Annotated in this window: 8 protein-coding genes and 1 tRNA gene; 1 reads left to right on the forward strand and 8 read right to left on the reverse strand. The window is 41.0% G+C overall.

Going from position 1 to position 12,734, the window contains the following annotated elements; genetic code table 11:
* Window positions 1–203: 203 nt before the first annotated feature.
* From H6763_03785 to H6763_03815, 7 genes are all read right to left on the reverse strand, one after another.
* A tRNA-Ser gene (locus H6763_03785) sits at window positions 204–293 on the reverse strand.
* Window positions 294–615: 322 nt separating this feature from the next.
* Entirely contained in the window at window positions 616–2,799 is a 2,184-nt protein-coding gene (locus H6763_03790; GenBank protein MCB9803926.1) for a baseplate J/gp47 family protein, read from the reverse strand.
* A 3-nt stretch (window positions 2,800–2,802) separates the two neighbouring features.
* On the reverse strand, window positions 2,803–4,059 hold the full coding sequence (pilM, locus tag H6763_03795) for a pilus assembly protein PilM (protein MCB9803927.1): 1,257 nt from the start codon (window positions 4,057–4,059) through the stop codon (window positions 2,803–2,805).
* Between the two features lie 91 nt (window positions 4,060–4,150).
* The gene (locus H6763_03800; protein ID MCB9803928.1) at window positions 4,151–5,728 is read right to left on the reverse strand and encodes a glycosyltransferase family 2 protein; all 1,578 of its coding nucleotides are present in this window, start codon (window positions 5,726–5,728) and stop codon (window positions 4,151–4,153) included.
* Between the two features lie 4 nt (window positions 5,729–5,732).
* Window positions 5,733–7,493 carry a ribonuclease J gene (locus H6763_03805; protein ID MCB9803929.1) on the reverse strand — a complete coding sequence of 587 codons (1,761 nt, stop codon included), beginning with the start codon at window positions 7,491–7,493 and terminating at the stop codon, window positions 5,733–5,735.
* A 95-nt stretch (window positions 7,494–7,588) separates the two neighbouring features.
* Window positions 7,589–7,945, reverse strand: coding sequence for a hypothetical protein (locus tag H6763_03810; GenBank protein MCB9803930.1), 357 nt, complete (start codon window positions 7,943–7,945; stop codon window positions 7,589–7,591).
* On the reverse strand, window positions 7,942–8,172 hold the full coding sequence (locus tag H6763_03815; GenBank protein MCB9803931.1) for a helix-turn-helix transcriptional regulator: 231 nt from the start codon (window positions 8,170–8,172) through the stop codon (window positions 7,942–7,944). The genes H6763_03810 and H6763_03815 overlap by 4 nt, the downstream gene beginning before the upstream one ends.
* Before the next feature lie 373 nt (window positions 8,173–8,545).
* On the opposite strand from H6763_03815, the gene H6763_03820 reads away from it, so the two are divergent.
* A complete protein-coding gene (locus H6763_03820) occupies window positions 8,546–10,879 on the forward strand; it encodes a valine--tRNA ligase (protein ID MCB9803932.1) in 2,334 nt (777 codons plus the stop codon).
* Window positions 10,880–10,940: 61 nt separating this feature from the next.
* Here the strand turns inward: H6763_03820 and H6763_03825 are convergent.
* Window positions 10,941–12,734 (reverse strand): class I tRNA ligase family protein (locus H6763_03825; GenBank protein MCB9803933.1); only part of this gene is annotated, 1,794 nt, incomplete at its 5' end.

The raw sequence follows: 12,734 nt of genomic DNA on the forward strand, positions 1-12,734 counted from the left end.
GAAATATCTTATTATGATTTAATAACAGCTTGTTAGGGTGTTAAAAGATCTTCCACTAATTAATCAAGAAAAGACCCCCCGAAAGAAAAATTGTTATTTGTGGTACAACAATATATGTTGGGATTTACTTATAGAGAGTACATGCATATTCGAAAGTACATAGGGTACTTTGCTCCACCCATTCACACTATAAGTTAGCGGGATGGCGGAGAGAGCGGGATTCGAACCCGCGGTACAGTTTCCTGTACGCACGCTTTCCAAGCGTGTCCTTTAGGCCACTCAGGCACCTCTCCACGTCGAGGGATTATATCATGTTATTGAAGTCACCTATAAACTCGCGAGGCGTTATCGTGAGCGTTAGATCACCATTCCACCCATAGTAGAGCTTAACTAATACAACACCATAAGCCTAAAGATCAAAACACCTATCAGAATCAAAATGAATAGAACGACAGTATGATCGTAATGATAGTGCAGGGGCTAAGAACAATGTAAGAAAAAGGTAAGAACAATGCAAGTACAAGGTAAGTATAAGGCAAGAACAATGTAAGAATAAGACAAGAATAAGGCAAGTACAAGGTAAGAACAATGTAAGAACAAGAACAAAGATCGCTTTTACTGTGGAACCTCGTCTGTGACCTCTGGCTCAACATCCTTTACATTCAAAAGGATCCTTCCTTGCCTTGTAGGAAAATATCTAAGATTTACAGGGAAATAATCAGGTTTGAAACTTATCTCCGTCTTTTTCGCTACAAAAGATAGACTTTCTAGGTATTTTGCTCCTTCAGTGAGATCTTTCCCTTTAAGATTGTCGAGGATGTCATTTTTGTTTACCTCTGGTTTGACTGATCCGGATACTGTCAGGACGACGGTTATTTGATCTCCCTCGATCTTAGTGACATTTACTTCTGAATTGATATCCTTAGAAAGCTGTAGATCCAATTCATTCTCCGTATTAAATAGATCTTCCTCCTGAGCAACCTGGATCAAGAGCTCTTCTGCTACTGACTCAACATCCTGTCTTTTATAAAAAAGGGCTGTACTGACGGTCTTAACAGTCACATTCAAGATGTCTGCTTCTGCACTAACCGGTAGATCCGTGAGAACCTGTCCATCTAGCTCACTCTTGACGGAATTTTGTACGAGTACCCATCCGTCTGATTCCATCCTCTTCAATTCTGCCTCTGCTTCGTTAAATGCAGATTCCTTAAGAGGATTAACGACCCTATCAAAATCAGCTTGTGAGATCACAGTATATTCCTCCTCGAAACCCCCTGTGAAAGAAGTTTCTGTTGTAGCAGCAACGTCAGATTCTCCCTGTATCTCGAGAGTTTTTCCCGAACTGATATTGTAATCTGCACCAAATTCTGCAGCTTCGGCCGTTCCTGTAGGAAAATCTGCACTAGGGCAAGTGAAGGATACATCTGAGATCAATACATATTGTAAACCATCATTAGTAGTTAAGGTTGTACCAGCGAGGATAGTCTTGGGAACATCAAATTCTCCATCAATTGGACCGCAGAGGAATCTAACCTGCCCTGTAGCCTTCTCTCCCCTGGAGGCTTGACCTGTAGCAGCGGTGCTGTCAGAACGCTCTTTTTTCAAGGTTTCCTTCTTTACAGGTACTTTTGAATTTTCAAGATCAAAGTTTGTTACTGAGGTATCTCCTGTGAAGGTTCTCTCTGCAGCAACCGGTCTACTCTCAATATAGATATTGACCTTTACTAATGGTGTGTATGTATATATCGCATAAGCAGTAGCTATAGCGATTAGAACGATCGGCACGACAAGGATCAAACCAAATTTGCGAAATCTTTTAGATCCTAGTAAAGTTTTGAACCGTGTAACGAGCTTTTGAATAGATTCCGGAAGGGTTTTGTTGGCACTTCCAGACGCTGACACGCCCTTGTTGTTCATACTAGATCTTTTGGGAAACCCTGTGATCGGGATAGACCTGTCTTCTGTGAGTCCCGACCTGTTTCGATTCATCAGATCTTTGCCTGTAAGGTCAAGTTTATCCTGTTTGTCGAAGGTGACCTTTTTATTAGCACTCTCAGTTTGTTTGATCGTATCGAACATCGAATTATCCTCGATAAGAGGCTCATTCGAGCTTTTTTCTTTATTTACCTCCTCGATTTCTTCGGCAGATATATCGTGATCCAAGGCTATAGCAAGACCTCCGTGGGTCACCATCTTACCTTTTCCGGTTGCTATCTCTTCTTTGGATTTTTGAAGGACCCTGTCGATCCTCTGTTGGAATTCAGACCTCTCGAGCTCTTTTTTCGTCATTGGATCTGTGGCTTCATCAGCTCCTACTGTTTCTAAGTTTGATCCGTCATCTTCATCTGTCTTGGCATTAAGTTGCTCCTCAGCGGTTTCTGTTACCTCTGTCTTATCGACTACGGTTGTTCCGTCATCGGTTTCTTTACGATGTGATAATGCAGAAGAAGTCCTTTTTAGGGAATCTGTAAGATCCCTTTTCCTGTTCTTCATACTTGTGTATGCCATCTCCCATAACTCAGATGGGATCTCGTCCATTGTATCTGTGTAAACAGCCCCTGCTTCTACAATATTCCTTGTCCCCGCTGGGTTATCCAATACCTGAAAGATCAAAGATCTCTCCTCTTCGTCTGCTATCTCAACAAGAACCTCTATGCCGACAGGACTAACAAGTAGATCAGAAGGTTCTGTGAATGAGATGATCAGGTTTTCCGCATCTGTAGATCTGATAGCATCTACTAGGTCTGTGAGCTCGTGTTCTGAATTTACAATTATCTTTTTTACTTTTGCCTCTTCCATCTGTTAGATATTCAAATAGTAATTATCCGGATTCTTGATCTTGTCATATGCAAAACGTGCCAATGCCGCCGGGGTTACATCATATGCATTATTCAGATCTCCTGTTTCATCAATTATCCCATACAGTCTTTCAGGTAAAAAGATGTTGATCTTTGGTACTGAAGCAAATCTCAGTCTTCTGGTCCAAGGGAATTCCAGCATAACATTTCGAATATCGGGTAGTAATGCACCTCCGCCACATAGAAATATTTGATTTGGGAACATCTCAACATCATCCAAAGAGTCTAGGGCTGATCTAAGGGCCTTCATCCAGAGTTCTGAGGTTTGATACGATATTGCTTTTACCTCTGCATGAATCTCTTTATCGAGATCATTGTTTGAATATTTTAATTTTCTGGATTCGGCGTGTCTGTAATCGAGACCCTGTTTCTTTGCGATTTCTTTTGTGAAAACCCTTCCTCCGAAAGCAAACATCTGTGAATCCAGTACATTTCCATTCTTTACCACAGCGACATCTGTCGTACCACCTCCAATATCAACAAATATCCCTGAGAAATCTTTGTTCCTTGCTCCGGCATACGCCCTTGCTACTGCGAAAGGTTGTGCAACGATACCTAATAATTCTAATCCGAGTGTTATGGCGACCTTCTTTAATGATTCGATGTAGGTTTTAGGTGCAAATGAAGCATAGAAGTATAGCTTTACATTTTTTCCCCGAAAACCGATCAATGAATCTACTGTCATTCCTCCGATCTCCATACCGGTGATAGTTATGTGAAGGATATCTACATCTTCTTCTGCTAATCCTGTGCGATTTGCCAGATCCGCTTTACCTTCTGATGTGATCTGATCGTGTATCGTCTGAATGATCCTCTCCTGCTCCTGAGATGTCACATCCTGATCGAACAGCTCCTCTCTTTCGTAATTCACAATGATAGAAACTCCCTGCACATATTCACCAGCTATCCCCATGACAGCTTTTTTAGGGAGTTCTTCTGGTTCGAAACCTGAAGTTACCTCGTTTATTGCAAGAGTGCAATTTTCCAAGACGGTATTTAGGTTGTGGATCTTGCCTTTGCTCATGGCATTCTGTTGCTGATTTACACGAGCAACTTTTTTTACAACGATCCCTAGTTCGTCGATCTTGAAAAGTAGAACCTTTAACATCTCGGTTCCAATATCTATCGCAAGCACAGATTCGTTCTCGTCGAATTGGCTAGGCGAAGATTGCTTATTTGAAAGGAAAGGCAGTTTTACCATATGGGTTAGTATAACATAGTGTTGAAACAGTGGAATACCATCTGTGAGGCACATTTACAACCCTACAAACAGAGTTATTCGCACTCAATGGTTATTTCTTTATTATAACCTTCTCAGTTGCATAATATTTATCTCTGAATCTGTTGAACAACATCTCTGTTTGTGCTTGGATCTTTGGTATGAACCCGAAGGTGAGCATATTTACTGTGATCAAAGCGATCTCACCAAAATCCAGAAGCCTTCTCCAGAACTTCCAATCTTTCGGAAGTGGTGAAAGTTTTGTTCTGACTATGTATACAGGGATGTTCAAGAACATGAGGCTGGTGAGTATAGTGCTCATGACTTTGGCTAGATTGTATGAAGCTGAGCTGTATTGGAATTCAGGACTCAGAATATTTAGTATGGGGGTGGAAAGTGTGATCGTATAGATCACAGTCAGGAAAAGAAGTTGATTATTGAAGAGTTTCAAAAACATGCTTAATTTGGTCAGGAATGTGATCTCTGGGTTTTTGTAGAATCCTGCCAACGTGATCGGAAAAACGATTATTCCCCACCCCCATCGTAACTGCTGTTTGTATAATGACTTGTGACTCTTGATGAAGTTTTCATTCTCAACGGCATCGTTATATGTAGGGATATAGACCTCCTCACCCTTGAAATTTCCTTTGAACCTGATCGCAGCATTCCAGTAGAAAGTTGTGTCATCAATACCAACCTCAGGATCCCAATATCCGACATCGTGTACAGTTCTCAAATTCACCAGATACGAAGACCAGGTATCCCTATACTTCTTATCTACAACCCACGAATGAAAGATCGCCAAAGTGAGTGAGTGTGCAAAGACACGGTTGATCGGGGGCACACGCCAGATATTATTGTTGAAAGTATGAACTGCAGTGGAAAAGAAAGTTCGTAAAGGTTCTTTGGCTGTGAAATATTTGTATGTGATCGCAGAAAGATACTTTGGATGTGGCCTTAGGTCACTATCACAGGTGATGAGCAGATACTCCTCCATCTTCTCCCCTCGTTCTTCGATGTATTTTACAAAATGTCTTGTAGCCCAGTTAATATTCGCACCTTTCACACCAGAAACTTCGCCAGGGATCCCAAACGGATGGACGATGTAGAACATCTCACGAAAATTATCCTTATACTTTGAGATGAGTGTTTTGATCGTAGGTACACTGTCATCAGTATATTTCTCTTCAAGAGCGAAAACGATCGAAATATTTTTTGAACCGATATCTTGAGCTGCAAAGAGTTCGATCGCAGGGTCAAGTACTTCTAGGTCCTCTTTCACGATTGGGCATATATAGACGTACTTCATCGGTTCTTTATTGAGCTTTTTGATCTCTCCTACCCAATCTTCTTTAAGATCCCTTTTCATTCTTCGATAGCCCACTATCAAACCGAATAGAAACCGAAAACCTCTGTACGACCAATAGATCACCAAAAATGCCACATATGTCACAACAACCTGTGGGTATCCGATCAAAGAGAAAAAAATTGGAAGAAGAAGTAAGGACCATGTAATTAGTCCGGGAACCTTTTCAAACAGTTTGGTGTACCAGAGTGGAACATGAAGAGGATAACCCTTTCTTCTATCCTTGGGTTTGATCTCATCGATAGGCACCCTTTCTGTCTTTAGAACAGGATCGTGCTCGTCCATAGAACTAGATTATCACAGGTAAGATCATAGGCTCTCTCTCTGTTTTTTTGTAGATAAATGAAGAGAGATCCTTTTCGATATTATCAAGAAGTAACTTAGTATTGTGAACTTTTTCAGCATCGCCTTTCTTTAGCCATGCTTTATGTATGTCTAAAACGATATTTTCCATCTGCTTGAAAAGATCTGTAGATGTCTTTACATAAACAAAACCTCTAGAAACAAATTTTGGGTTTCCAATAAGATGTTGATTTTTCGAACTTAAGTTGAGCATAACTGTCACCATTCCATATTCTGCCAACTGTTCTCGATCCTTCAATACAACATCTCCTATATCACCTACACCTAATCCGTCGATCAGGATAGGCTTTGATTCTACCTGTTCTGCCTTTTTCCATCTTCCATTTCGTAGCTCCCATACCTGACCATCATCAGTCAGATGCACTTTTTCGGGGTCAGCACCCCAAGAGATATAATTCTTTCGATTTTTGTATCTCATGGTCAAACTTCCGTGAATCGGTAAGACCTCTTTTGGTCGTACCATGTCATACATGATCTTCATGTCCATCTTTAGGGCATGGCCACTTTCATGGATAGACTCGGTATCATTTTGAAGAATATCGGCACCTTGTTTGATAAGCCTATCGGTCATCTTTTCGATCTGACCAACATTTGTAGGTATCTCTGAGGCTGAAAGCATCACCAGATCACCAGATCGTATCTTGAAATGCTTGTGTTCACCCAAAGAGATCCGATTCAATGCGGAATACCGCTCTCCCTGACTCCCTGTACAGATGAAAAGGACCTGATCATCGGGATATCTTGATACTTTATTATCCTGAAGGATCAATCCGTCAGGAAATGATATATATCTGTGCTCTCTTGCGATCCGTAGTGCTGTGTTCAAGCTCCTACCAGAAACGAACACTTTTTTCTTTTGCTTCTCAGCGATCTTTATGACTGAATATAGCCGAGAGAGGATCGATGAGAACATCGCTATTACAACCCTACCGTTATGTGCCTTGATAATTGTTTCGATATTTCCTGCGATCTCTGTAGCAGACTTCGCCTTACCCTCAACATCTGGATTGGTACTTTCCATCAATGCCAGGTCTACTCTCCCTCTGAGCGCCTCTAAGGCCTTGTAATCGGTCTGTAGTTCGTTCTCTGGCTCCATATCGATCTTGTAGTCTCCCGAGAAGAATACGTTGCCTCCTGGGCTCTCAATGAAGATCGAAAATGCATTTGGGATACTGTGAGTGACCCCGATAAATGTGACATCAAACACACCTAGTTTGATCTTTGTGTTGCGATGTACGTTTACATGCTTTGTTTTACCATGGATCTTAGTTTCTTTTAGCTTGTCTTTGATCAGGGCATTGGCAAATGTTCCTGCATAGATAGTTGGATTACCGAGATCCTCCATGATGTATTGGATAGCACCGGTGTGATCAAGATGACCGTGAGTGATCAGGAGACCTTTGACCCTATGTTTATTCTTCTTCAGATATGAAATATTTGGTATTAGATAGTCTATACCGTATAACTCTTGTCCAGGAAAGGAAAATCCAGCATCGATTACCAAAATATCGCCACCGTACTCAATAAAATTACAATTCCTACCCACTTCAGACGTTCCAGAAAGAGCACATACTCGCAGTACCTGATCTTTTGGGTGTGTATTTGATATTGTTCGGCTTCGCTTAGACCTTCTTGATCTTCTGGAAGGGCGTCTTTCGCCACGATTGGTTTCAGTATTATTGTTCATATCGCAAATTATACCAGAATAATGAGTTTTTTGTTGCACATATACTTAGGTGTAGGAGATGGAGTATATAGCTATAGCTGTAGAACAAAAGTTCGTTACGAGGCGTAGATCAAACCCACACCTTTGGATAGAACCATCCCACCAAGTGTAAGTGGAACCCAGAGATCCAGGTTGTTTGAGAACATTTGCACAATAGTTAATGTCATGAGGATGGTTGTGATTGAGAGGTAGGCACTATTTAGATAAGGGTGTAGATTTGTTAGTGCATCTACAACAGCAGTTCTCTCCCTCATCACATATCTAGAGAACATCAGTAGTACTGAAACGGTCGCGATGACCGCGATAAGCGTCAAAACTGCAGAGATCTTGAATTCATAAAGGATCAGTGTGATCGTTAATGAGAGGGCGAAAAGTATCGCACTCATCAGTTCTTTTTTTGATAATTTTCTCATCTTGTCAATGTTTTGATCTCAAATAATTCTTCGAGTGGTAGTTGAAAGAACTTACTGATCTTGATCGCTAATAACACCGAAGGCACATAATTCCCCTTCTCAAGAGCGATTATGGTCTGTCGGCTTACACCGACATTTGCTGCAAGACCTTGTTGTGTAATGCCGATCTTGCGTCTATGTTGTGGAACCTTGTTACATATACTTTCCATTCGCAGGGATTCTACCATACTTTTTCCCAAAGGCAACCCGTTACTTGGTAACCATCATGGGTGATCAGTCATTATTCCTAAAATAGTTATAAACGACATTGGTACAATCGTCAAATATGATATAATCAACCACAACCAATTGAAAACCGTCAGAAAGGGCTTGTCACCCTTGAGGTCCGGAAAGAAACCTAAAGAATGTTTTTAGAGTAGTAGAATCCGGCGGATGTTGACCGTAATAACAACAGCGTATATTCGAAAGAAGTACGTACTAAGCCTTATACAGTGATGTATAAGGGAAGCAAGGTGGTACACGGTGAAAGCCGTCCTTGCACAGCAATATCGGTCCTGCTGTGTGAGGACGGCTTTTAGATTATTTGATCGAATAGTAGCCATGGCCGGAAGAATTGATAGTATCCCCAAAAGTTTTGAGTCAGCTGAAGCGGAGTCAAGGATATATGAAATGTGGGAAGAAAATGATCTTTTTCGCCCTGAAACAATGGAGAAGATCCTCAAAGATAGAGGAGAAGAGGTAAAGAAGACATTTACAATAACTTTGCCACCTCCTAATGCAAATGGGAAATTACATTTAGGACACACATGCGGATATTCATTTCAGGATGCGATGGGTCGATATCATAGAATGTTAGGTGAACCAACACTTCTTTTACCAGGTAAAGATCATGCAAGTATCCAAACAGAGGCTGTTTATACAAAGATCTTAGCTAAGGAAGGTATCGATAAATGGGAATTAGGTCGCGAGAAGTTTTACGAGATGTGCTATCAGTTTTGTATGGATGCTGCAAAAGCAGCCCAAACCCAAGAAAAGCGCATCGGTTTATCAGCTGATTGGAGTCGTGATTTCTTCACATTAGATCCAAGATTAACCAAAGTGATATATGAAACTTTCTACCGAATGTATGAGGATGGCTTGGTTTATAGGGGTAAGTACATAATCAATCAGTGTCCTCACTGCAGAACAGCACTAGCCGATGTCGATACAGAGCGCAAGGAGCTTAGAGGAATATTTGCCTATATTGTTTATCCTTTCGCAGATGAGTCTGATAATGATAAAGCCGAAAAGGAACTGGGTCATCGAGGGATCATGGTTGCTACAACTCGACCTGAGACCATGTTGGCTGATACAGCCGTAGCAGTACACTCAGAGGATAAAAGATACCAAGCATTTGTAGGCAAGAAAGTGATTGTACCTTTCGTTGAGCGGGCTGTTCCGATCATTACTGATGATGAGATCGATCCTGAGCTAGGAGCAGGTGCTTTGAAAGTGACCCCAGCACATTCCCCGATAGATTTTGAGATGGGAGAGAGGCATGGGTTAGAGGTCGTAAATGTAATTGATGAAACTGGAAAAATGACAGGAGCGATACCTGAAAGATTTATAGGAATGGGTACGATCGAATGTTCCAAGGCATTGGTTAAAGAGCTTGATGAAATGGGTTTGTTGGTAAAGATCGAGAATATTAAGCATGAAGTAGCTGTTTGCGAGAGGTGTGGTACCCCAATAGAACCTATGATCTCAAATCAGTGGTTTGTAGATGTTAAACCTCTTGCCCAAATAGCAATCAAGGCTATTACAGAAGGTAAGACCCGTGTGATCCCGGAGGGGCAACAATCAGCAATATTACATTTCTTCGAAAATATCAGACCGTGGTGTATCTCTCGACAATTATGGTGGGGTCAACGTATCCCGGTTTGGTATAGCGGTGGTAAAGCAATGTATGACTGGTTGCAAGATAACCCTGGTTATACAGTCAAAGACTGGGAGGAGCAAACTGGAGAGAAAGCCAAAGGATCAGGTAATGTCATTCTGTCAGATTCTCGTCCAACCGAAGATCCTGCTTGGAATGGCGAAATCTCCGAATTATATCTGGAAGAAGAATCAGATATATTCGACACATGGTTCAGTTCAGGGCAGTGGCCATTCTCTACTCTTGGTGGACCGGAAGGTGAAGACTTCAAGAAATACTATCCTACTCAGGTTATGGAAACTGCACGAGATATACTTTTCTGGTGGGTAGCACGAATGATGATGCTGGGGCTGTATCAAACCGGTGAAACACCCTTTGATACAGTATTCCTACATGGGATGATCTTGGCTTCTGATGGGGATAAGATGTCAAAATCACGAGGAAATGGTGTTGAACCAGGGTATGTGTTTGATAAATACGGTGCAGATGCTCTGAGATTATGGTATTACAATGACGCTCTTCCAGGCTCAAACACACCTTTGCAAGAAGAGAAGATCAAGGGAAATAGGTTCTTTGTTAACAAGATCTGGAATGCTAGTAGGTTCCTGCTTACAAATATTGATGATAGTGAGCTTTTAGCAATTTCATCTGGTCTGAAGAAATACGAAGAGATCTGGGATCAGAATGGTGATGACTTACATATCAGTACAAACAAAAGTTTTTATGAGAAGATCCAAAAATATCATCATGATCATAAGTATCATCTAGGGGCAGAAGCTATCCGTGAATTTTTCTGGGGAACGTACTGTGATGTTTGGATCGAGGAAACAAAACGATCTATAGCTGACAGTGAGTTAGGTTCAGAAGAGCGGGTAGACTCGCTTACTAAAATGGTGTACCTGCTGAAACGAAATCTAATGATCATGCATCCGTTCATCCCATATATCACTGAAGCAGTTTGGCAGGAATTGGTCGGAATTGGGTTGGCTGAGGGTTGGGTGATGGTACAGCGGTTGTAGGCTGGGTGGCGGATCGACAGTTGTGCTAGGCGTTTTGATATATTAACCCTCACTCCTGTGATCATACCTCCCTTTTCCGCAACTCAAACTTCAATACGAGTTCTTCTAAGAGAGATTTCGCATCTTCTAGATCGTTGACACTTATATCTTCGTGTCCTTGAAAGATAACAAGAATATTTTTTGTTTTTTCTGATACTCTAGTTCGCTGGGATTGTTTGATGTCCAGTCTGCATAAGATGCCCGCTTGATCAGTATAGGCGTATTCTCCTTTGTTTGCGACAACCATCTCTCCTGTTCCGATCTCTAAAAAGTCCTTGTCCTTATCTAATAATTTCAGTACAGGATCTCCCATTAATTTTGAAATATCATGCGCACCTATAGATACACCTGTTTTGATAGATACGTAATTGTAGATATCTACAAATGCATTGATCCTCGGTAGTGAACCTTCCATTAAGATACGTTCGATGAGTAGCTCTACTGATCCTGGGAGATCTTTATTCGAAGAGTATTTATCATGTAAATTTTTGAACCCAACAAGTTTAGGGTCTTTCTTCCAATCCCCAGGTAGTGAATCTATGACCTCATGCACCATTTCATCAAGAATTGAACGTTGTTGTGGTTTGAGCTTCCTGCAATCTAGATCGTAATATGAACTCCATATTGTAGGGATACTTTTTAGTTCATCAGATACTGTAAAATTGATGATAGGATCTTTTTGTAGAGTATCTGGTGGATTATCGATATTCTTTAACTCATCCGTATACTCAAATTTTTCAAAGAGGATCTTTGGTTCATTGATCTTATGTCCGACGGGGACCTCTTTGAAGTTCCATGTGTCATGTAATTCGGAAACTTCACCGTTCTTTTCAAGGTCAATATTGGCATCATATTCGCCAGATAAGGAAATACTTGTTCTTAATACTTCAGAGGCAAAAGGTGTGTATGGTTTTAAGAGTATTCGAAGGGCATTGACGATTTGAATGTTATTGTAGATAGAGTTCTCTGCTGCTTTGTGATCGTTTTTTAACGTTTCCCACGGCTTACTGTCATTGAAATATTTATTGGCAAAATGTCCAAGTTCAAGAATTCGCTCTATTGACCTAACAAATTCAGCCTTTTCTATAAGCCCAGCTACCTCTTTGAAAGCGCTTGATATCTGATCTTTCACCTCGCTATCTATCTGACCGTTTGGTACAACGCCATCGAATTTCGAATATGTGAAAGTGAGTGTTCTATATATGAAATTACCAAGATTAGCTACTAATTCACAATTATTAGCTTCGATAAAATCCTTCCAACTAAAATCTCTATCTTGTTTCTCTGGAGCATATTTCACAAAGAAATATCTGATCGAGTCAGCACCGTATCTCTCGATAAGATCATCTACGGATATCCCAGTCCCATCACCTTTGGACATTTTCTTTCCCTTAAAGAAAAGCATGTTATTGCCGGGTACATCAAAAGGTAGGTTCAATGGTTTTTGCTTAGATTCTCCCGGAAGGAGAAATCTCCGGAATTCCTCATCAGAGTTATATTTTTCGTTATACGCGATAAGCTCTGCCGGCCACAATATCGTATGAAAAGGTACATTACCACCGGCTATGAAGTAGAAGTGCTTACATTTAGGGTCTTTCCAGAAATCTTCCCAAGCACTAGGTGTACCGCGCTTTTCGGCCCACTCTATCGAAGCTGATAAATACCCAATAACTGCTTCGATCCATACATAAAGCACTTTGTTATCCCATCCTTTAACTGGGACTGGGACTCCATATTTCATATCTCTTGTGACAGGTCTTGGTTCCAACCCCTGTTTTATCCAGCCGAGTGAAAACTCTCTAACCCACTTTCTCCA

It is taken from the genome of Candidatus Nomurabacteria bacterium, assembly GCA_020632395.1.
Taxonomy (GTDB): Bacteria; Patescibacteriota; Dojkabacteria; order SC72; family JAHDCA01; genus JACKFQ01.